21 protein-coding genes are annotated in these 21,263 nt (G+C 71.5%); 7 read left to right on the top strand and 14 right to left on the bottom strand.

Annotated features, from left to right (window positions below; translation table 11 throughout):
- Nucleotides 1-274 precede the first annotated feature (274 nt).
- Nucleotides 275-553, top strand: coding sequence for a BrnT family toxin (locus ABZT49_RS16930; protein ID WP_355287329.1), 279 nt, complete (start codon nucleotides 275-277; stop codon nucleotides 551-553).
- Nucleotides 543-812, top strand: coding sequence for a CopG family antitoxin (locus ABZT49_RS16935; protein WP_355287331.1), 270 nt, complete (start codon nucleotides 543-545; stop codon nucleotides 810-812). Before ABZT49_RS16930 ends, ABZT49_RS16935 begins: the two co-directional genes overlap by 11 nt.
- 20 nt (nucleotides 813-832) lie before the next feature.
- Here the strand turns inward: ABZT49_RS16935 and ABZT49_RS16940 are convergent, their stop codons facing one another.
- From ABZT49_RS16940 to aspS, 4 genes are read right to left on the bottom strand one after another with little or no spacing between them, the layout of a single operon-like run.
- Nucleotides 833-1,129: a nucleotidyltransferase family protein gene (locus ABZT49_RS16940; RefSeq protein ID WP_355287332.1), complete on the bottom strand. Its 297-nt coding sequence runs from the start codon at nucleotides 1,127-1,129 to the stop codon at nucleotides 833-835.
- 55 nt (nucleotides 1,130-1,184) lie between these two features.
- Entirely contained in the window at nucleotides 1,185-2,237 is a 1,053-nt protein-coding gene (locus ABZT49_RS16945; RefSeq protein ID WP_355287334.1) for an acyltransferase, read from the bottom strand.
- Nucleotides 2,231-3,136: a glycosyltransferase family 2 protein gene (locus ABZT49_RS16950; protein ID WP_355287336.1), complete on the bottom strand. Its 906-nt coding sequence runs from the start codon at nucleotides 3,134-3,136 to the stop codon at nucleotides 2,231-2,233. The genes ABZT49_RS16945 and ABZT49_RS16950 overlap by 7 nt, the downstream gene beginning before the upstream one ends.
- Nucleotides 3,137-3,145: 9 nt before the next feature.
- Nucleotides 3,146-4,960: an aspartate--tRNA ligase gene (gene aspS, locus ABZT49_RS16955; protein WP_355287338.1), complete on the bottom strand. Its 1,815-nt coding sequence runs from the start codon at nucleotides 4,958-4,960 to the stop codon at nucleotides 3,146-3,148.
- 188 nt (nucleotides 4,961-5,148) lie between these two features.
- Here aspS and ABZT49_RS16960 point away from each other — a divergent pair, with 188 nt between their 5' ends.
- Nucleotides 5,149-5,625, top strand: coding sequence for a hypothetical protein (locus tag ABZT49_RS16960; RefSeq protein ID WP_355287340.1), 477 nt, complete (start codon nucleotides 5,149-5,151; stop codon nucleotides 5,623-5,625).
- Nucleotides 5,626-5,711: 86 nt separating this feature from the next.
- A complete protein-coding gene (gene rnd / locus ABZT49_RS16965) occupies nucleotides 5,712-6,866 on the top strand; it encodes a ribonuclease D (protein WP_355287342.1) in 1,155 nt (384 codons plus the stop codon).
- Between the two features lie 188 nt (nucleotides 6,867-7,054).
- On the opposite strand, the gene ABZT49_RS16970 is transcribed toward rnd, so the two are convergent.
- Nucleotides 7,055-7,786, bottom strand: coding sequence for an SDR family oxidoreductase (locus tag ABZT49_RS16970; protein ID WP_355287344.1), 732 nt, complete (start codon nucleotides 7,784-7,786; stop codon nucleotides 7,055-7,057).
- Nucleotides 7,787-7,886: 100 nt separating this feature from the next.
- On the opposite strand from ABZT49_RS16970, the gene ABZT49_RS16975 reads away from it, so the two are divergent.
- Nucleotides 7,887-8,279: a helix-turn-helix domain-containing protein gene (locus ABZT49_RS16975; RefSeq protein WP_355287346.1), complete on the top strand. Its 393-nt coding sequence runs from the start codon at nucleotides 7,887-7,889 to the stop codon at nucleotides 8,277-8,279.
- Between the two features lie 372 nt (nucleotides 8,280-8,651).
- Here the strand turns inward: ABZT49_RS16975 and ABZT49_RS16980 are convergent, their stop codons facing one another.
- The 3 genes from ABZT49_RS16980 to ABZT49_RS16990 form a co-directional block, all read right to left on the bottom strand.
- A complete protein-coding gene (locus ABZT49_RS16980; protein ID WP_355287348.1) occupies nucleotides 8,652-10,688 on the bottom strand; it encodes a methyl-accepting chemotaxis protein in 2,037 nt (678 codons plus the stop codon).
- 454 nt (nucleotides 10,689-11,142) lie between these two features.
- Nucleotides 11,143-12,006, bottom strand: a complete 864-nt coding sequence (locus ABZT49_RS16985; protein ID WP_355287350.1) for a hypothetical protein — start codon at nucleotides 12,004-12,006, stop codon at nucleotides 11,143-11,145.
- Nucleotides 12,007-12,168: 162 nt separating this feature from the next.
- A complete protein-coding gene (locus ABZT49_RS16990; RefSeq protein WP_355287351.1) occupies nucleotides 12,169-13,308 on the bottom strand; it encodes a citrate synthase in 1,140 nt (379 codons plus the stop codon).
- Between the two features lie 162 nt (nucleotides 13,309-13,470).
- On the opposite strand from ABZT49_RS16990, the gene ABZT49_RS16995 reads away from it, so the two are divergent.
- Nucleotides 13,471-14,850, top strand: coding sequence for a CoA transferase (locus tag ABZT49_RS16995; RefSeq protein WP_355287353.1), 1,380 nt, complete (start codon nucleotides 13,471-13,473; stop codon nucleotides 14,848-14,850).
- Between the two features lie 55 nt (nucleotides 14,851-14,905).
- Entirely contained in the window at nucleotides 14,906-15,139 is a 234-nt protein-coding gene (locus ABZT49_RS17000; RefSeq protein WP_109973273.1) for a hypothetical protein, read from the top strand.
- A gap of 257 nt (nucleotides 15,140-15,396) precedes the next feature.
- Here the strand turns inward: ABZT49_RS17000 and guaB are convergent, their stop codons facing one another.
- The 6 genes from guaB to ABZT49_RS17030 form a co-directional block, all read right to left on the bottom strand.
- On the bottom strand, nucleotides 15,397-16,890 hold the full coding sequence (gene guaB, locus ABZT49_RS17005) for an IMP dehydrogenase (protein ID WP_355287355.1): 1,494 nt from the start codon (nucleotides 16,888-16,890) through the stop codon (nucleotides 15,397-15,399).
- Nucleotides 16,891-17,089: 199 nt separating this feature from the next.
- The gene (locus ABZT49_RS17010) at nucleotides 17,090-18,607 is read right to left on the bottom strand and encodes an NAD(P)/FAD-dependent oxidoreductase (protein ID WP_355287357.1); all 1,518 of its coding nucleotides are present in this window, start codon (nucleotides 18,605-18,607) and stop codon (nucleotides 17,090-17,092) included.
- On the bottom strand, nucleotides 18,604-19,506 hold the full coding sequence (locus ABZT49_RS17015; protein WP_355287359.1) for an alpha/beta hydrolase: 903 nt from the start codon (nucleotides 19,504-19,506) through the stop codon (nucleotides 18,604-18,606). The genes ABZT49_RS17010 and ABZT49_RS17015 overlap by 4 nt, the downstream gene beginning before the upstream one ends.
- Before the next feature lie 3 nt (nucleotides 19,507-19,509).
- On the bottom strand, nucleotides 19,510-20,328 hold the full coding sequence (locus ABZT49_RS17020) for an SDR family oxidoreductase (protein ID WP_355287361.1): 819 nt from the start codon (nucleotides 20,326-20,328) through the stop codon (nucleotides 19,510-19,512).
- Between the two features lie 88 nt (nucleotides 20,329-20,416).
- Nucleotides 20,417-20,677 (bottom strand): cell division topological specificity factor MinE, encoded by a 261-nt coding sequence (gene minE / locus ABZT49_RS17025; protein ID WP_093566219.1) that lies wholly within the window; start codon nucleotides 20,675-20,677, stop codon nucleotides 20,417-20,419.
- The coding region (locus ABZT49_RS17030; protein WP_355287363.1) for a septum site-determining protein MinD at nucleotides 20,674-21,263 on the bottom strand (590 nt) is incomplete at its 5' end. The genes ABZT49_RS17030 and minE, both read right to left, overlap by 4 nt.

A 21,263-nucleotide genomic window follows, 5' to 3' on the forward strand; every position in this document is an offset into this window, starting at 1 on the left:
TCGTGCTCGGCGATGAGCGCGGAGTGGGCGGCGTGGCGGCTCTGGGCGGTGTTGGGGTGCTGTTCGTCGAGGGGGGGGGGGCGGGTGGGGGGCATGGACGCTCGTGACGCGGGGCTCGGTGTTCGAGCCTGATTTAGGGCGCGTCCGGCACGAGTTCGCCGGCGCGGATCTCGCGCCTGTGGTGCCTCAGGATGGCGAGGATTTCGTTAACCGTGCAGTCGCACTCGCCTCGTACATACATTTGTGCGCATAAGGGTCGGGGCGTTCGGTACTGATGGTCGATATCGAATGGGACGATGGCAATCGGGAAAAGTGCCAGAAGCACGGGGTCTCGATCGCAGAGATCGAGTCCGTCCTGCGCGGCAAGCCGCGCATCGCGCCGGATCTGAAGCATTCCGCGGTGGAGCAGCGCCTGATCGCCATCGGGCGTACATCAACCGGGCGATCCGTCTTCATCGTCTTCACGCTCAGGCGGTACGACGACGAACAATCCATCCGACCGATCAGTGCTCGCTACATGCATCGCAAGGAAGCCGCAGCCTATGACCATTAAAGTTCCGGAGTTCAGCACCGACGAAGAAGCCGAATCTTTCCTCGATCAGGACCTCTCCAGCCTCGATTTTTCGCAGTTCAAGCCAGTCCAATTTGAGTTCGCACCGAAGACGGAGCGGGTGAACATGCGCCTGCCCAAGGAGCTCCTCGATGCCGTCAAGGCCTCGGCCTCGCGAGAAGGGATGCCATATCAACGCTTCATTCGCCGAGTGCTCGAACACGCAGTGTCTCGGGCTGAGGGCAGCAAGACGAAGGAATAAGTCGCCCGCAGCCAGCCGAGTCAAAAAACCTTGATCGCTGACTGTTCAATTCGCGCACGCAGCCGTGGATGCAGACTGTCACGAGTAGTTACGTCGACTTCCGTTCCCAATCGCTCCTCAAGGAAGAGCTTGATGCCGACGAGATCGAGGCCGTTGAAGCGGCTTTCGGGGTCGTCGTCGATGAACAGGTCGAGGTCGCTGTCGGGCCGGGCATCGCCCCGCGCGGTCGATCCGAACAGGTAGAGCGACGTCGCGCCCATGTCCCGCACGCTGTCGGCATGCGCCTTGAGCTGGATGATGGCGTCGTCGCGAGTCATGATGCGATGATACCGCGCTGCACGGTGCGAGGCCACAGGCCGCGATCAGGAGCGCTCAGGCCACCGCCTCGCGCTTCCCCATCAGTCGCACCTTCCATCCCAGAGCCGGCCGCTCGATGAGGCGCCAGGACAGGGCCGCCACCGCCAGCGTCAGGACCAGCGACGGCCCGAGCAGCCACCACGCCGAGGCCGTCGGGAACAGCGCGTGCAGGCTCTGCTGCACCGGCCAGCCATAGAGATAAGTGCCGTAGGAGAGGTCCGCCCGCGGGTCGAGGGCCGGGTGGCGGACCGGGGGGTTGAGGCTGAGGCAGAGCACGCCGTACGCCTCGGCGAGGAACAGCAGAGGCGCGTAGACGGCGGTGCCGTGGGCGAGGCCCGCGAGGACGAGTAGCGCGAGCGCCAACGGCCAGCTCAAGGGCGCCCGGTCGGCGTAGAGGAACAGCGCGGCGCCGGCCGAGAAGATCAGCGGCAGGCGCAACGACGTCTCGAGGGCCTTCGGCATCTCGCCGTCGCGCAGGCCCGCCGCCGCGAGCGCCACCGCCAGGCCGGCGACGAGCACGGGCGCGAGCCAGCGCCGGCGCAGGGTGCCGAGCAGCCCCGCCGCCAGGAGGCCGAGATAGCACAGGACCTCGTATTTGAGCGTCCAGACCGTGCCCATCGGGAAGCGGAACGGATTCTCCGAAAAGACGCCCGGCAGGGCGGCGTTGCTCTTGAAGGTGGTGAGTGTGCCCTGAATGAACCGCCACAGGCCGGGATCGGCCCAGTAGGCGGAGAGCGGCCGATCGGTCATCAGGCTGCCGAGGCCGAGCGCGACGGCGAGCGTCGCCGCGACGAGACCGGGCACGATGCGCAGGGCTCGCGCGACGACGTAGTCGCGGGGCCCGCGCCGCATCAGGCTCATCGTGACGAGGAAACCGGAGACGGCGAAGAAGCCGTTCACCGCGTGCTCGCCCAGCGTGTAGCCGGTCAGGCGCGTCAGCGGCTCGTCGAGGATGTGCCCGGAGGTGACGCTGAAGGCGTGCGAGACCACGACGAGGAGGGCGAGCGCCAATCGCACCGCCCCGAAGGCGTTGTGCGGCCGGGCGAGACCGGCGGCGACCGTCACCATGCGCCGGCCTCCGGCTGAACGGCCGGGTGCTGCGCCAACCCCTCCTGCGCCAGCGCGCTGCGGCCCTGCCGCGCCGCCCAGGCGCCGGCGACCGAGCCGCCGTAGCGCTCAAGTCCAGAGCGGCGGAAAGCGAGCGCCGCGAGGAGCGCCTTCACGCCGTTCTTCGCCAGCATCGCGCCCGTCGGGTCGGGCAGGCCGTACTTGCGCGAGACATAAGATCGCGACCAGGCCTGGTGCCAGCGCGCGCGGCGCACCCGCCCCCGCTCCGGCGCGCTCGACGCGCCGCGGCCGTGGAGCGCCACCGCGCCGTGGACGTGGACCAGCGCCTTGCCCGCATCGGCGATGCGGCGGCACAGGTCGTCATCCTCGTAGAACAGGAAGATCTCTGGGTCGAAGCCGCCCAGCGACAGGAAGAGGTCGCGGCGCACCATCAGGCAGGCGCCGGACAGGAACGGCGCGCAGGCATCGCCCTCGGGCGGGTGGAGCCGTCCGCCCGGGTTGGTGAGGTAGGGCGCGAGCAGCGAGCGCGGCTGGTAGAAGAACCGCCCGTCGGGCTCGACGATGCGGGGCGCGAACAGACCCGCATCGGGATAGGCCTCGGCCGCCGCCAGCAGCGCGTCGGCGGCACCCGGCTGCAGCGCGACATCCGGGTTGACGATCAGGGCGTACTCGGCCCGGCCCGCTGCCCAGATCCCGGCATTGTTGGCCCGGCCGTAGCCCTCGTTGCGGGGGAGCCGCAGCACCCTCGCACCGAGAGAGGCGGCGAGATCCGCCGAGCCGTCGCGGCTGGCATTGTCGACGACGAGCGCCGGCACGTGCTCGCGGGCGAGCGCGGCGAGACAGGCCGGCAACACGCCGGCGCTGTCATGCGCGACGACGACCGCGACGAGACCGGGCACAGGCTGCGATCAGCCCTGCTTCTGCGGCAGGTTGAGGCGGATATGCAGCTCGCGCAGCTGCTTGGGACCGACCTCGGAGGGCGCGCCCATCATCAGGTCCTCGGCGCGCTGGTTCATCGGGAACAGCACGACCTCACGGATGTTCGGCTCGTTGCAGAGCAGCATCACGATGCGGTCGACGCCGGGCGCGATGCCGCCGTGCGGCGGCGCGCCGAGCTTCAGCGCGTTCAGCATGCCGCCGAACTTCGCCTCGAGCACTTCCCGAGGGTAGCCGGCGAGGCCGAAGGCCTTCTCCATCACCTCGGGGCGGTGGTTGCGGATCGCGCCCGACGACAATTCGATGCCGTTGCAGACGATGTCGTACTGGAACGCCTTGATGCCGAGGATCGTGGCGTGGTCCTCGGGATCGAGGGCCATGAAGGCGTCGTGGTCGAAGTTCGGCATCGAGAACGGGTTGTGCGAGAAATCGACCCGCTTCTCGTCCTCGTTCCACTCGTACATCGGGAAGTCGGTGATCCAGCAGAAGGCGAACTGGTCCTTGTCGGACAGGGCCAGTTCGTCGCCGACGCGGATGCGGGCCTTGCCGGCGAGCCCCGCCGCCTTGGCCTCGGGCCCGGCGGAGAAGAACACCGCGTCGCCGGCCTTGAGCCCGGCCTTGGCGGCGATGGCGGCTTGCGCCTCGGCCGGCACGAACTTGGCGATCGGCCCGCGGCCGGTGAGCTTTCCGCCCTCCTCCTCGAACACGATGTAGCCGAGGCCGGGCGCGCCCTCGGAGCGGGCCCAGTCGTTGAGCTTGTCGAAGAACGAGCGCGGCTGCGAGGCGGCGCCGGGAGCGGGAACCGCGCGGACCACGCCGCCGGCCTTGATGGCGTTCTTGAACGCGTTGAAGGTCACGTCGTCGCGCAGGAACTCGTCCGTCACGTCGGCGATGATCAGCGGGTTGCGCAGGTCCGGCTTGTCGACGCCGTATTTCAGCATCGCCTCGGCGTAGGGGATGCGCACGAAGCTCGGCGAGACCCGCTTGCCCTCGGCGAATTCCTCGAAGACCGAGCGCAGCACCGGCTCCACCGCCTGGAAGACGTCTTCCTGGGTGACGAAGCTCATCTCGATGTCGAGCTGGTAGAACTCGCCCGGCGAGCGGTCGGCGCGGGCGTCCTCATCGCGGAAGCAGGGCGCGATCTGGAAGTACCGGTCGAAGCCGGCGATCATCGTCAGCTGCTTGAACTGCTGCGGGGCCTGCGGCAGGGCGTAGAACTTGCCCGGATGCAGGCGCGACGGCACCAGGAAGTCGCGCGCGCCCTCCGGCGAGGAGGCGGTGAGGATCGGGGTCTGGAACTCGAAGAACCCGCCCTCGCGCATCCGCCGGCGCAGCGAATCGATGATCGCGCCGCGGCGCATGATGTTGGCGTGCAGCTTATCGCGGCGCAGGTCGAGGAAGCGGTACTTGAGCCGCGTCTCCTCCGGGTATTCCTGGTCGCCGAAGACCGGCATCGGCAATTCGGCGGCGGCGCCCAGCACCTCGAGGTCGGTGATGTAGACCTCGACCGCGCCGGTCGGCAGTTCCGCGTTCTCTGTGCCGGCGGGCCGCTGGCGCACCCGCCCGTCGATGCGGATCACCCACTCCGAGCGCACGGCCTCGGCGCCCTTGAAGGCCGCCGAATCGGGATCGATCACGCATTGGGTGATCCCGTAATGGTCGCGCAGGTCGATGAACAGCACGCCGCCATGGTCGCGGACGCGGTGGCACCAGCCGGAGAGGCGGACGGTCGCGCCGACGTCGGACGGGCGGAGCGCCCCGCAGGTATGGGAACGATAGCGGTGCATGGGCGTGTCTTGACTGTCCAGAAGCGCGGCGGTCTCGACCGGGCCCGGAACCGGGCGCGCGGGCGGGCCGCCGGCGGGAAATGGCTCCCGGCACCCATTCGCGAAGGGGGGAGCGAAGTCAAGCGCAGGGCCTCGATCCGGCCCCGTTCGCGCTTGTGGAACAAACAACGAACAATTATATTATCCACATGGATCAGCACAGCTTTTTCGGCTCCTTCGAGCCCCACCCCGACCCTCTGCCGGATCCGCCGCGGGACACGCCCGCGGCGCTCCCGGCGACGCGACCGGAAGCCCGCGCCACGCCGACCGAGATCCACGACAGGTTCGTTGAACGCCAGGACGGCGCCTGGCGGGTCCTGCCGATCGAAGGCCGGTTCGAGCTCGTCTACGAGGACGGCAACGGCGCCTGGAGCGTGCGCCGGCTGCAGGCGCACGAACTGAAGATCGGCCCGGGCCGGGTGCTGGTCGGCGGCACCGACCGCGACCGGGACGGCTACCGGGGCTTTCGCGCCGACCGCATCCACCGCCTGACCGACCGGGACACCGGCGAGCGGGTGGAGCGCAACGTCCTCGACTGGCTCACCCGCCGGGCGGAAGCGACGCGGCGGGCCCGCGCCGCAGCTTTGCGCCGGGAGGCGCGGCGGAGCGGGCCGCGCGCGGCGTGATTTCGGGTGACCGGGCTGCGCAATCCCCATAACCCACGGCGTCGGTCTCTCGCGCTGGGCTTCCGGCTCCGCTATAGCCGATGGTCATGAAGCTGATTACTTCGACGGAAGAACTCGCCTCCGCCTGCGCGCGCTTCGCCACGCAACCCTTCGTGACCGTCGACACGGAGTTCATGCGCGAGACGACCTACTATCCGAAGCTGTGCCTGATCCAGATCGCGGCACCGGACGGGTCGACCGCGCTCGTCGATCCGCTGGCACCCGGCATCGACCTCGCGCCGTTCTTCGCCCTGATGGGCGACGAGGGGGTGCTGAAGGTCTTCCACTCGGCCCGGCAGGACCTCGAGATCATCTGGCTGCTCGGCGGGCTCCTGCCGCAGCCCTTCTTCGACACGCAGGTCGCCGCGATGGTCTGCGGCTACGGCGATTCCGTCTCCTACGAGCAGCTTGTCAACGACGTCGCCAAGGCGAAGATCGACAAGTCGTCGCGCTTCACCGACTGGTCGCGCCGCCCGCTCTCGGACGCGCAGCTGAGCTACGCGCTCTCGGACGTCACCCACCTGATCAAGGTCTACGAGACCCTGGCCCGCGAGCTGATCTCGACCGACCGCGGCGCCTGGCTCGACGAGGAGATGGCGGTCCTCACCTCCCCCGACACCTACCGGGCCGATCCGGACCAGGCCTGGCGGCGGCTGAGCAGCCGGATGCGCAAGGCCCGCGAGATCGCGGTGCTGATGGAGGTAGCGGCCTGGCGCGAGCGCGAGGCGCAGAGCCGCAACGTGCCGCGCGGGCGCATCCTGAAGGATGAGGCGGTGATCGACATCGCCACCTCGGCGCCGCGCAGCGTCGAGGCGCTCGGGCGGCTGCGCACGATCCCGGCCGGGTTCGAGCGCTCGCGCACCGGCGCCGACATCCTGGCCGCCGTCGAGCGCGGCCTGTCGCGCGACCCCGCGGGCGTGCCGATCCCCGAGCGCGGCCGCGCCCGCAGCGGCGGCAACGGCGCGCTGGTCGAGCTCCTCAAGGTGCTCCTGAAGGCGGTCTGCGAGGACGAGCGCGTCGCGCCCAAGATCATCGCCACCGTCGACGACCTGGAGGCCCTGGCCGAGGACGACGCCGCCGACGTGCCGGTGCTGCACGGCTGGCGGCGCGGGCTGTTCGGCGAGAAGGCGCTGGCCTTGAAGGCCGGGCGTCTGGCGCTGTCGGCGGAAGGCGGGCGCGTGGTGGTGCGGGAGCTGCCTTAGAGCGTTGTCCGACGAAGCGGAAACCGCTTCGTCGACGGCATGCGGCAGCAATCGAAGCCCTGTGACACCATCCGATGGCAATCCCACGGTATACACCCGTGAGATAACGTGATCGGACGGTCTTGCGACGGTCCGCGTCGGCGGCTTTTCCCGATCGAAGCGGACACGCTGACATGTTTACCGGGATGCTAGACTTGTCGCATCCCACCGTCGACGCAGAGTTCGGCCCCTGCGACGAAGCTCGCCTCGTCGCTCAACAGGAACAGCGTGGCCGCCGCCACCTCCTCCGGACGCGCCATGCGACCGAGCGGGATCGGCGCGATCAGCGCGGCCCGCCCCTCCTCCGGAACGCTCGCCATCATGGCGGTGTCGGTCGGGCCGGGGGCCACCACGTTCACGCGGATGCCCTGCGGGGCCAGTTCCGCCGTCCATGTGCGCGCGTAGGAACGGAGCGCCGCCTTCGTCGCCGCATAGGTCCCGTAAGGCGTGATGCCGGCGGCGTCGGCGATCGACCCCATCAGCACGACGGACGCACCCCGCCCCATCGCGCCCAGAGCCGCCTGCAATCCGAAGACGGCCCCACGGACGTTGACCGCGAAGTGCCGGTCGAAATGCTCGGGCGTCCCGTCGCGCAGGGTCGCCGGTTCCGAGATGCCCGCATTGAGGACCAGCGCGTCGATCCGGCCATGCGTCTCCTGGACGATCGCCACGACGCGCTGCAGATCTTCGCGTCGCGCCGCATCCGCGACGAGCCCCCGCGCACCGCGTCCGATCCTCGCGGCAGCGGCCGCGACCTCCTCGGCATGCCGCCCGGTGAGGACGACCGACGCGCCCTCGATTGCCAGCCGCTCGGCGACCGCGAGACCGATGCCCTTCGCCCCGCCGATCACGAGCGCAACCTTGTCCACCATGCGAGCCATCGCGGCATCCCTTCATGTACGATGGCGCGAGAGATACATGTCGTATATCTGCTATCAAGAACGCACTTGAGATAGCCTAGATACTTAAGGTAGCCTAGATATGGTCGACGATACCGATCTCGATGCCGCCTCCGCGTGCGCGCTCGCCGACATGGCGCGGGTCCGTCCGGTGCTGGACAAGATCGCCGACAAGTGGACGATCCTGATCCTCACGGTGTTGTGCCCGCGACCGTCGCGGTTCAACGCGATCAAGCGGCGGCTCGACGGCATCACGCACAAGGCGCTGGCGGACGCGCTGAAGCGGCTGGAGCGCAACGGTCTGGTGACCCGGACCGTGCTGCCGACCGCACCGATCGGTGTCGAGTATGCGATCACCCCGCTTGGCCACTCGCTGCGCCAGCCCTTCGAGGCGCTCTGCTCGTGGGCACTCGACAATGGTGCGGCGATCGAGGCGGCCAACGACGAGTATGACAGCATCAAAGCGCGGCCTTGAGGGTGCGTCTGCTCTTGGTTCACCGGATGTCGAAACGCTGTGTCCTCTCGATATCGACGGTGGAGCGTCCGCGCACGGACCCGGCATCAAAGACCGCTCCCCACCCGGCACCCCCCTCCGGATAGTCGAGCTGATCGAGTTCCAACCCTGGGGGTAGAGCGCTTCTCCTCTCTCCTGCACGGGGAAGGAGACGATGGGCGCTGGTGTCTCCGGAACGGATCAGATCGAGGCCACATGGTCCGATCGTGATGTTCCCGAGCCCGCTCGGCTCGCACGGGGCGAACGTCATGCACGATCGGCGAGCGGCACCCCGAGTTGCGAAGAAGGCCGGACGCTTCCCCCGTGACGGAGGCGTCCGGCACGCGCCACGCCTCACGCCGCCCGAACGCCGGCCAGGAACCGCTGCACCTCGGCGGTGAGGTGTTCGGACTGGCGCGACAGCTCGGAGGCGGAGGCGAGCACCTGGTTCGCCGCCGCGCCCGTCTCCTCGGCGGCACCGGCCACGCCGCCGATGCTCGTCGTCACCTCGCCCGTGCCGGTCGCGGCATGGGCCACGTTGCGGACGATCTCCTGGGTCGCCGCGCCCTGCTGCTCCACCGTCGCGGCGACGGCGGCGGCCACGGTCGCGATCTCGCGGATGCGGGTGCCGATTCCCTCGATGGCCTGGACGGCCTGACCGGTCGAGCCCTGGATCCGGGCGATCTGCGAGGAGATCTCGTCGGTGGCCTTAGCGGTCTGGCCGGCGAGTTCCTTGACCTCCGCCGCGACCACCGCGAAGCCGCGGCCGGCTTCGCCCGCCCGGGCCGCCTCGATCGTGGCGTTGAGGGCGAGCAGGTTGGTCTGCGCGGCGATCGAGGAGATCAGCGCCACCACGTCGCCGATGCGGCTCGCGGCCTGGGACAGATCCTGCACCAGCCCCCCGGTGACGGTCGCCTCGGCGACCGCGGCCTGCGCGAGATCGGACGAATCGGTGACCTGCCGGGCGATCTCGGCGACCGATGCGCCGAGTTCCTCGGCGGCGGCCGCGACCGTGCCGACATTGGCGGCGGCCTGGTCGGCGGCGGCGGCCGCGCTGGTCGACCGGGACGCGGTCTCGCCGGCGGTCGCGCTCATGCTCTCGGCGGTCGCCTGCAGCTCGCTCGCCGCGGCGGAGACCATGCCGACGATGCCGCCGACGGCCCGCTCGAAACCGTCCGCCATCTGGCGCATGCCGGCCCGGCGCTGCTCCTCGGCCGAGGCGCGGGCGAGCGCCGTCTCCTCCTCCAGCCGGCGGGTGCGGATCATGCTGTCGCGAAACACCGCGAGGGCGCCCGCCATGGCGCCGATCTCGTCGCGCCGCGTGCCGTAGGGAATCGGGGAGGCCGTGTCGCCGCCCGCGAGCCGGCGCATGGCGGCGGTCATCGTGGTGAGCGGGCCGGTCACGCCGTACGCGACCCACGCCATCCCGCCGAGCCCGAGCGTCAGGACGAGCAACAGCAGGCCCGACCGCACGAGGACCTCGGTCCGCGCCTCGTCGGCGGTCGCGACGGCGACCACCTCGAGACGGGCGACCGCCGCGAGCGCCACGGTGGCGATCGCATCGAGGGCGGGCGACGACTCGGCGCGCGATTCGGCCAGCGTCGGGCGTGGCAGGGCGGGATCGCTCAGGGCCGGCATCAGGGCGCGGGTCCGCGCCGCGAAGGGACCGTCGAAATACGCGACCCAGGCCCGGTTCGTGGCCGCCTTCAGGTCATCGGCGCCGGGAAGGGTGACGGCGATCTCGCGGGCGAGGGAGAAGGCGAACAAAGCCTCGCGGCCGAGGACGGCGTAATCGAACTGCTCCTTCGGACCCATCGCCCGGCCCTTCGCCAGGACATCATTGATCATCAATTGGGTGTTGCCGGCCAGCGTGCGGGCGGTCCAGCTCATTTCCCGCATCCGCAGCAGGCTGGACAGGCGTGCATCCTTGAGGCGCAGCCGCCCCTCGGTGGCGCGGATCAGGCCGTCCGTGGCCCTGTCGAGCGCCGCGTAGCCGTCGTTGACGCGCTTCGCGAGGTCGGGCTCGCGGGCGGCCACCGGCCTGCCGAGGGCGGCATCGAGGTCGGCCCGGACGCGCTTCCAGGCCGCGTAGCTCTCCGCGACCGGACGGACGTCGAGACCCTCCTGCTCCAGACCGGAGGCCAGGATGCCGAGGGCGCCGGACAACCCGTCATCCGACGCGGCGCGGCGCCGGGCCAGGTCCGCCAGGTTGGCCTCGAGCTTGGCGGGCTCGAGAGCGAGGCCCGATACCGCGCTGCCACGCTCGAAGCGCAGTTGCGACAGGGCCAGGGTCAGGCGGCGATCGACGTCCGCCAGGTGCTGAACCTGCGCGGACCGGGCCCATTGCTGATAAGCGCCCTGAAGATCACGCCCGGTCGTCAGTGCGAACATGACGGTAATCACTGACAAGATGATGATCAGACGCGCTTTGATTGACATTATTCCTACCTGACCCAGCCGCACCAAAGTTGGAACCAGCGGTTAATGTGGTAGGTAAAATTGTTAAAAAATATCCGCACCGCGCCCGAATTTGCAGCGTGTGGCGAGGGTTATCTGGCTGGCGGCCATAGGGGGCCGGCGGCGGTTCGCTGACCCCGCGACGAGACACCGGCGAGCCCCGGTCATCGTCCCGTCAGTCCGACGTTCGGGGACCGAGCCGCACGCACGGTCCGGTGCATCGGTATACTGGGCCATTGGTGTCATACGATTTCCGACTGATTGCTTCAGGCGATCCTGTCGGATCGCTTTCGCAATGCGGAGATCGGCTTCGCTCAGGTGTGTGGAGCCGCAGGCTCCACCGCGCGGGCTTGAGATACGATATCCGAAGACTCTCCCGGACATCGTATCAGTAGACGTCGCCCTCCGCCGGGGCGGCAGGCGCCGCTCGGCTGGCTGGCGCCTGCGGAACCTGGGGCCGTGAAGCGGCTGCCGGCGCGCGGGTGGCCGGGCCTGCCGGGCCTGCGGGCCCCCGCGGGCCGGGCGGTCCCGCCGGTCCGCGCGGACCCGCCTTGCCGGGGGCGCCGGCCGGACCCGGCGGGCCGGTCTCGCCCCGCGCGCCCGGCACACCGGGTAAGCCCGCCTCGCCACGCGGTCCCACCTCGCCCGCAGGGCCGGGCTCCCCGCGCGGTCCGGGTTCGCCGGCGGGACCCGCCTCACCCCGTGCGCCCGGCTCTCCCGGCGCACCGGCCGCACCGGGCTCCCCGCGCAATCCCGCTTCGCCGCGCGTCCCGGCGGGACCGGCCGGGCCCGAAGGACCGGCCTCGCCCCGCGCACCGGCTTCGCCCCGGGGTCCCGGCGCGCCAGCCTCACCCCGCGGCCCCGGAGGGCCGGCCTCGCCGCGGGGACCCGGGGGACCCGCCACGGTCCGGACCTCGGCCCGGCCCTCGGCGCCGGCCGCCCCCTTCGGGCCTTCCGGGCCCGCGGGTCCCTGCTGGCCGCACTCGCCCACCACCGCGCCGCGCTCCTGGCGGCCGGCGCGCAGGGTCACGATGCAGGTCGCCGGATGGTAGACGAGGCGGAACTCGAACTTGCCGCGGGAATCGGCGCGTGCCGTGAAGCGGCCGTCGAGGCTGACCTCGGCCTCCGCCTCGTCGGCGGTGCCGAGCACCCAGAGTTCGCCCGCGGTGATCCGCGCCGCCAGGATCTGGATTTCGGCCCGGGCCGGCGTCGCCAGCATCAGGCAGGCCGCGAGGGCCGCGCCCGATCGCAACGCGGAGCGTCCGGTTCCGCCGCGCACCATTGCCGCCCCCGCATCCTCGATCCTGGTCCCAAAGTGTTTTTCCGTGAGGCGGAAAGTCAAGCACGGCCGAGTTTTAAGCACAGGCGCGATGGTCGATGGTCTTCCCCCATGGTGGCGCTTGACCGGGCCGCGTCACGGCTCGGGCCCGACATAGACCGCCCGCGGGCGGATCAGCCCGCCGGCCTGGCGCTGCTCGAGGCCCTGCGCGATCCAGCCGGCCGAGCGGCCCAGCGCGAACAGCCCGAAGGCGCTGCCCCGCGGCAGGCCGAGCCGCCGGCGCAGGGCGACGAGGGCGACATCGAGGGCGGGCCTCGCGCCCGTCAGTTCCTCGGCCGTCGCCGCGATCGCCCGCAGGCGGGGATCCTCCGCGAGGAGCGGCGCGAGCAGGGCGGCGGCCCGCGGATCGCCGGCGGGATAGAGCGGATGGCCGAAGCCCGGCAGGGCCTCGCGGCCGGCGAGCTGGCGGCGCAGGGCTGCGGCCGGGTCGGCTCCGTCGATCGCGTCCCACAGGGCCTCGACCCGCGCGGTCATGCCGCCGTGGCGGCTACCGCTCAGCGCCGCGAGGCCGCCGATCACCACCGCACGCAGGCTCGCCCCCGCCGAGGCGACACAGCGCGCGGTGAAGCCCGAGGCGTTCAGCTCGTGGTCGGCGCACAGGACGAGCGCGCGGCGGACCGCCTCCGCCCCGGCGGGATCCAGATGCCAGGCCGCCGCGCATTGGCGGTGGAGCGGCGCGACGTCCGGAGCGCGGCCGGTGACGCAGGCTGCGAGCGTGCGGACCAGGGCGCCGCTCCCTGCGGCGAGCCGGGCCGGATCCTGCTGCCAGGACGCCGTCGGCGCGTCCTCAGTCGCGGCCGCGAAGGCGCCGATGAGGTCGCCGCTGAGCGGCACGGTTCCGGGACTCTCGGGCCCGAAGGCGGCGTCCTGCGGCAGGGCCCAGAGCCGGGCGGCCACCTCCTCCAGGGTCGCCGTCTGCGACAGCGTCACGGCATCGGTGCCGCGATAGTACAGGCGGCCGTCGCGGATCAGCGTGACGGCGGTCTCCATGACCGGCAGGCCCCAGTCGAGAGCCGCGCGGGCCACCTCCCGCGGACGCCGGCCGCGATGGCGGGCGGCGGCGAGGCGGGCGACCGCGTCCGCCGCGTAGGCCCGCACCCGCGGGTCGGCGGTCGGATGCGCCTCGATCAGGCCGCGGCTGACATAGGCGTAGAGGGTCTGGCGGCTCACCCCCAGGCGGGCGGCCGCCTCGGCGGCGGTGAGGTAGGCGGTCACGGGACTGCTCGCGGACGTGACGTTGATTCGAGTAATCAAGATTGACGATCTGACCCTGTCGGCGCGCTCTTGTCACCGGAAACGAACAGGGAGTTTCGGGAGCAAGGAGAAGCCCGCGCAACTTCTTGCTCCTGACACCCATCGCGAATGCGGGAGCGGGTGATGAAGAGCGAGACGGGCAATCCGGCCTTCGCGGCGATCCTGGAGGCGATTCGGCTCGGCCTCGACGCCGGGGCCGCGCCGCCGGTGACGGTGACCGGCGTGGGCGCCCTCCCGTCGGTCTACCCGGTCAGCGACCTCGCGGCGGCCTCGGTCGCGGCGGCGGGGCTGGCGCTGGCCGAGCTGATGCAGGCCTGCTTCGGCCGGCAGCCGGGCGTGACGGTCGACCGGCGCCTCGCCGCGTTCTGGTTCGCCCGCTCGCTCCACCCGCGCGGATGGAAGTTGCCGCCGCTCTGGGACCCGGTGGCGGGCGATTACCGGGCGGCGGATGGCTGGATCCGCCTCCACACCAACGCGCCGCATCATCGCGACGCGGCCCTGGCGGTGCTCGGCACCGCGCCGGAGCGGGAGGCGGTGGCCGGCGCCGTGGCGGCCTGGCGGGCGGACGACCTCGAAGCGGCGATCGTCGCGGCCGGCGGCTGCGCCGCCGCGATGCGCCCGGCCGCGTCCTGGGCCGCCCATCCGCAGGGGGCGGCGGTGGCGGCCGAGCCCCTGGTCGCCTGGGAGGCGGGCGGGGCCGGCGAGGCCGGCCTGACAGGGGCGCGGCCCGACCGCCCCCTCGCCGCCTTACGCGTCCTCGACCTGACGCGGGTGCTCGCCGGCCCGGTGGCGACCCGCTTTCTCGCCGGGTTCGGCGCGACCGTGCTGCGCCTCGATCCGCCGGGTTGGGAGGAGCCCGGCGTGGTGCCGGAGACGACCCTCGGCAAGGCCTGCGCCCGCCTCGACCTGAAGGACCCGGCCGGGCGGGCGCGGTTCGAGGGGTTGCTCGCGACGGCGGACGTGCTGGTCCACGGCTACCGGCCGGACGCGCTGGCCCGCCTCGGGCTCGATGAAGCGGCCCGCGCGCGCCTGCGGCCGGGCCTGATCGACGTCAGCCTCGACGCCTATGGCTGGACCGGGCCGTGGCGGGGACGGCGCGGCTTCGACAGCCTGCTCCAGATGAGCAGCGGCCTCGCCGAGGCGGGGATGGTCCGCGCAGGCGCCGACAGGCCGGTGCCGCTGCCGGTCCAGGCCCTCGACCACGCGACGGGTTACCTGATGGCGGCCGCCTGCCTGCACGGGCTGACGCGGCGCCTCGCGACCGGGCGCGGCTCCGCGGCGCGCCTGTCGCTCGCCCGCACCGCCGCCCTGCTGGCTTCCGCACCGGCGACCCCGGCCGAGGCGGCGCCCGCTGCTCCCGAACGAGCGGATTTCGCGGAGGTGCCGGAGGCGACAGGCTGGGGCCCGGCCTTGCGCCTGCGCCCGCCGCTTGCCCTCGACGGCGTGCCGATGGCCTGGGACCGGCCCGCCGGCCCCCTCGGCGCCGCAGGGCCGGCCTGGTGAGGAACAGGGCCAGTCAGCTGGAGTTGGCCGGGCTCATCCGCGACAGGAGAAGCCCATGGCCGGCGAGAAGCCCCACGGCGACAAGACCCACGCGCAGAACATTCGCCTGATCGAGGGCAAGGATGGCCCCAACGTCCCGGCCGGCGGCGGCGCCCGCATCCGCACCAGCGCCGATCCGACCCGGCCGCCCTCCACCCATCAGGAGAGCCGCGACCACAACAAGCACAACCACCCGGGCCAGGACGGTCACCGTCCGCAGAAGCACGGCCCGGCGGAGGAGAAGCCGTGACGGGTCGTCGGGCGACCGGCTGCGGCTCACGCGGAGCTTGAACTCCTCGGCTCCGCCGCACGCCGCAATCGATTGGCTTATCGAGAGTCACGCCGCCCTTTCCCGGACGACTGAAACGAAGTGGAAGGAGATCCGGGAAAGGGGGAGCAGCTCGGGATCAACCGACTGTCGGGATCGTGCAGCCGGCCGTCACGTGGCTGGAGCAGCCCGGCGCGGCGGACCCGCTGCGACCGCGGGTCCGCCGGCTGCCTCTACGCTTACACCCGCCCCGGATAGTTCGGGCTCTCGCGGGTGATGGTCACGTCGTGGACGTGGCTCTCGCGCAGGCCCGCATTGGTGATGCGGATGAACTGCGCCTTCTCCTGCATCTCGGGGATCGACGGGGCGCCGACATAGCCCATGGCGGCGCGCAGGCCCCCCGAGAGCTGGTGCAGCACCGCCGCCACCGGGCCCTTGTAGGGAACCTGGCCCTCGATGCCCTCCGGCACGAGCTTGTGGGTGTCGCTGACCTCGGCCTGGAAGTAGCGGTCGGCCGAGCCCCGCGCCATGGCGCCGACCGAGCCCATGCCGCGGTAGCTCTTGTACGAGCGGCCCTGGTACAGGAAGACCTCGCCCGGGGCCTCGTCGGTCCCGGCGAGCAGCGAGCCGAGCATCGCCACCGAGGCGCCGGCGGCGATCGCCTTGGCGAGGTCGCCCGAATACTTGATGCCGCCGTCGGCGATCACCGGCACGTCGGCCTCGTTGCCGGCCTCGACCGCCTCCATGATGGCGGTTAGCTGGGGCACGCCGACGCCGGCGACGATGCGGGTGGTGCAGATCGAGCCCGGGCCGATGCCGACCTTGATGGCGTCGGCGCCGGCATCGATCAGCGCCTGGGCGCCCTCGCGGGTCGCGACGTTGCCGGCGATGACCTGCACGGCGTTCGACAGGGTCTTCACCCGGCGCACGCTCTCCAGCACCTTGGCCGAGTGGCCGTGGGCGGTATCGACCACGATCACGTCGCAGCCGGCATCGATCAGGCGCTCGGCCCGCTCGAACCCGCCGTCGCCGGTGGTGGTGGCAGCGGCGACCCGCAGGCGGCCCTGCTCGTCCTTGATCGCGTTCGGGTAGGCGACCTGCTTCTCGATGTCCTTGACGGTGATCAGCCCGATGCAGCGGTAATGGTCGTCGACGACGAGCAGCTTCTCGATGCGGAACTGGTGCAGCAGGCGCTTGGCCTCGTCCTGGGTCACGCCCTCGCGCACGGTGATCAGCCGGTCGCGGGTCATCAGCTCGGCGACGGGCTGGCTCTGGTTGGTGGCGAACCGCGTGTCGCGGTTGGTGAGGATGCCGACGAGCTTGCCGCGCGAGCCGTTGGGGCCGCGCTCGACCACCGGGATGCCCGAGATGCCGTGCTGGCGCATCAGCCCGTAGGCGTCGGCCAGGGTCTCGTCCGGATGGATGGTGATCGGGTTGAGCACCATGCCGGACTCGTATTTCTTGACGAGGCGGACCTGCTCGGCCTGCTCCGGCGGCTCGAGATTGCGGTGGATCACCCCGAGGCCGCCGTTCTGCGCCATCGCGATGGCCATCCGGGCCTCGGTCACCGTGTCCATCGCCGAGGCGATGATCGGCATGTTGAGCCGGATCGAGCGGGTGAGGCGGGTGCCGAGATTCACCTCGGCCGGCATCACCGAGGATGCGGCGGGGCGGAGCAGGACGTCGTCGAAGGTCAGGCCCTCGATGATCCTATCGGTGCTGATGCGGGCCATGAACCAACTCCTCGTGCGTGCGGCTCCGCGTGCGGAAGCCGCCAAATCGGGGTCGCCCCGGGCGATTTGCCTGGCAAATGCCTGGCAAAAGGCTGGATTGAGTTGGCACCGGCCGATAGCACGCGTCTGTGACGGGCGCAAAGCGCTATCGCCGCAGCGCAGCGATGCATCCAACGACTCTTGCAGCCGGGACCGGCGCCTATGCCGGGGTGAGGACGAACTCGCCCCAATCCGGCGCCCGCATCGCGCGCTGGTAGGCCGTCACCGTGCCGGGCCACAGGGCGATGTTGCGCCCGGCCGCGTCCTGGTACCAGCTGGCGCAGCCGCCCTGCTGCCAGATGCTGCCGGCGAGCCGCTGCTCGACATCCGCGAGGTAGCGCGCCTGCGCCTCCGGCGACGGCTCGATCGCCGCGAGGTTGCGGGCCTTCATCTCGGCGAGGCAGGCCAGCACGTACTCGACCTGCGCCTCGATCATCAGCACGACCGAGTTGTGGCCGAGTCCCGTATTGGGGCCGAGCAGCATGAAGAAATTGGGGAATCCCGCCACCGCCACGCCGCGATGCGCCGCCACCCGCTCGCCCCAGGCGCGGGCCAGGATCAGCCCGTCGCGGCCGACCACCGGCACCCGGGCAAGCGACGCGGTGGTGTCGAAGCCGGTGGCGAGCACCAGCACGTCGAGGGGGTGGTGGCGGCCGTCCTGCATCGTCACCCCGTCCGGGGTGACGGCACGGATCGGGCCGGCCTCCAGCGTCACGTTCGGGCGGGTCAAGGCCGGGTAGAACTCGTCGGAGATCAGCACCCGCTTGCAGCCGAGGCGGTAGGGCGGGGTGAGTTTTTCGCGCAAGCCGGGGTCGGCGATCTGCCGGCGCAGGTGATGCCGGCTCGCGGCCTCGGCGAGGCGGGTGAGCCCCGAGACCCGGGTGAAGCCCAAAGCCGCCCGCGCCTCGCGCACCCGGAACTGGATCTCGCGCAAGAGACGGCGCACCGGCGGCAGGCGGCCGAACAATGCCCGTAGCCGCGGGCCGATCGGCCGGTCGTTGCGCGGCATGATCCAGGGCGGCGTGCGCTGGAACAGCACCAGGCGCTCGACCTCCGGGGCGATGGCCGGCACGACCTGGATCGCGCTCGCCCCGGTGCCGATTACCCCGACGCGCTTGAGCCGAAGCGAGACGCCGTGGTCCCAGCCCGAGGTGTGGAAGAGCGGGCCGAGGAAGGTGTGCAGACCCGGGATCGCCGGAATGGCCGGATGGTGCAGCGCCCCCATGCCGGAGACCAGCACCCGCGCCTCCAGCGGGCCGCGATCGGTCTCGACCCGCCACAGCGAGCGCGTGCCGTCCCAGACCGCCCCGGTGACGGCGGTGGAGAGGGCGATGTGCTTGGCGAGATCGAACCGCGCGACCAGCTCGCGCAGGTAGGCGGCGATCTCCGGCTGGCCGGCATAGGTGCGGGTCCAGTCGGGCTTCGGGGCGAAGGACAGGGCGTAGAGATGGGCCGGGATGTCGCAGGCCGCGCCCGGATAGGTGTTCTCGTGCCAGGTGCCGCCGACCGCATCCGCCTTCTCGACGACGAAGAGGTCGTCGATGCCGGATTGCCGGCAGCGGATCGCCATGGCGAGGCCGGAGAAGCCGGCCCCGATCACCAGCACCGCGAGGGGCTTGTCCGGCCAGGGGGCTGGCTGCGGCGCGGGTTGCGGCGTGGTGGCGGGCGAATCCGTCACCGGACCGCCTCCGGCGTTTTGGCATGGCTCTTGAGGAAGGCGGCGGCCTCGGACAGGGAGCGGCGCGCCTCCGGCAGGAACGACTGCGCCAGCTGCCAGGCATGCGGCACCACCGGCCAGACCGTCACGGTAGCGGAGCCGCCCGCGGCCCTCGCCTTCTCGGCGAAGCGCACCGAATCATCGCGCAGGACCTCGCGGGCGCCGACATGGAACAGGAGCGGCGGCAGGCCGGCGGGGTCGCCGCGCAAAGGCGAGACGAGCGGGTCGGTGGGGTCGTGCCCGCCGAGATAGAGGTCGACGAGGTGCTGTAGCTTCGTCGGATCGAACATCGCGTCGCGGCGGGCATTGCTGCGCATCGAATCCCCCTCGCCCAGCATGTCGGTCGAGGGCGAGAACAGCACGGCGGCCTGCGGTTGCGGCAGGCCGTCCCGGCGCGCCCGCAGCATCAGCGCCAGCGCCAAGTTGCCGCCGGCGGAATCGCCCGCGATCCCCGCCGGTCCCGAGGCCGCGAAGGCGGACCAGCAGGCGGCCGCGTCGTCGAGGGCCGCCGGATAGGGATGCTCGGGGGCGAGGCGGTAATCGGGACAGAACACCCGGAAGCCGCGCAGCGCGAAGGCGCCGGTGATCGACCGGTGGGTGCGGGGCGAGCAGGCGATGAAACCGCCGCCATGCAGGTAGAACAGGCGCGGGGCGTCCGGCGCGAGGCCGGGGCGCTCGATCCACTCACCCGCGATCCCGCCGACGCTGCCCTTGCGGAAGGCGAGGCCGGGCGGCTCGGGGAAGCTGCCCGAGTTGAGAACCCGGCGGATCGCCGCGACGTCGCCCCCGGCGCGGGCGACCTTCGGCCGGACCTGCCAGCGGATGATCCAGTCGAAGACGTGGGCGCGCAGGCTCGGCATGCTCTACTCCATGGCGCGGGCGATCAGCGACCAGTACCGCACCGGCATCAGGCGCTGGATCAGCGCCACCTGGGCGGCGTCGCGGCCGACGATGATGCGGGGCTCCCGCCGGGCGATGCCGCGCAGGATGCGGGCCGCCGCCGCCTCGGGGGGAAGACGCAGGTGGCGCTCGACGGCGGCCTTGCCGCTCGCCACCTCGGCGGGATCGAGGCGCGGGCCGACGCGGGCGTTGCGGGCGATGGCCGTGGCGACGCCGCCCGGATGCACGACGCTCACTCCGAGATTGGTGCCGGCATATTCGTGCCGCAGCGCCTCGGAGAAGCCGCGCACCGCGAACTTGCTCGCCGCGTAGGCCGCCTGGCCCGGCGGGGCGACGAGGCCGTAGAGGCTCGACAGGTTGACGATCTGCGCCGCCGGCCGGCTCTCCAGGATCGGCAGAAAGGCCCGGGTCATCCGCACCACGGCGCGGAAATTGACGTCCATCAGCCAGTCGACATCGTCGAGCTCGACATCGGCGAAGCGGCCGGCGAGCGCCACGCCGGCATTGTTGATGAGAAGGTCGAGGGGCCCGTGCCGGGCGGCGACCGCTTCCGGCAGCGCGGCGACCGCCGCGAAATCCGTCAGATCGAAGGCATGCGTGCCGACGTCGCGCCCGAGCGCCCGCACGGCGGCCTCGCTGCGGGCGAGACCGTCGGCGTCGCGGTCGACGAGGACGAGGCGGGCCCCCTTCCGGGCGAGGCCGAGAGCCAGGGCCGCGCCGATGCCGCTGCCGGCCCCGGTGACCAGGGCCAGCTTGTCGTGCAGTGGGAAGGCGTCCGCCAACAGCTCGCTCCGTCCGGCCCGTCGGCGATTGAATCGCCCGGGCCGGCCGGGAGCGCAAGTGTTTGGGTGGATCAAGGGTCTGGGTGGATCAGGCCGCCCGGTGGACGGCCTTCGGCAGCTCGACGTCGATCTCCAGGGTCGAGACGGCGTCGCCGCGCTCCATGGTGATCTTCACCTTCTCCTGGTCGATGGCGACGTGCTTGGCGATCACCGCCAGGATCTCCTCGCGCAGCACCGCCACCAGATCCGAGCGGCCGAAGCCGTTGCGCTCGTGCGCGAGAAGGATCTGGAGCCGCTCGCGCGCCACCGGCGCCGTGCCGCGCCGCGACAGGAAGCTCAGCAGGTTCATGCCGCCCTCCGGGGGAAGAGTTTGCCCAGGATCGACCGCTTCTCGGAGGGGACGATCATCTCGACCGTCTCGCCCCTCAGGCGGCGCACCGCGTCGGCATAGGCGCGGGCCGGCGCGCTCTGCGGCGCGTTCAGCGTCACCGGGCTGCCGAGATTCGAGGCCTTGAGCACCTCCTCGCTCTCCGGGATCACGGCGAGCAGCGGGATCGACAGGATCTCCAGGACGTCGTCGATCTTCAGCATCTCGCCGCGCTCGGCCCGGTTGGGGTCGTAGCGGGTGAGGATCAGGTGCTTCTCCAGCCGCTCGCCGTTCTTCGCGCGCTCGGTCTTGGAATCGAGCAGCCCGATGATCCGGTCCGAATCGCGCACCGAGGAGACCTCGGGGTTGGTGACGACGACCGCGATGTCGGCGTGGCGCATCGCCAGCGTCGCGCCGCGCTCGATGCCGGCCGGGCTGTCGCAGATCACCCAGTCGAACTTTTCGCGGAGTTCGCCGATGACGCGGGCGACGCCCTCGTCGGTGAGCGCGTCCTTGTCGCGGGTCTGCGAGGCGGGCAGCAGCGAGAGGGTGTCGAGGCGCTTGTCGC

The sequence above is a fragment of the Methylobacterium sp. EM32 genome (assembly GCF_040593685.1).
GTDB lineage: Bacteria > Pseudomonadota > Alphaproteobacteria > Rhizobiales > Beijerinckiaceae > Methylobacterium.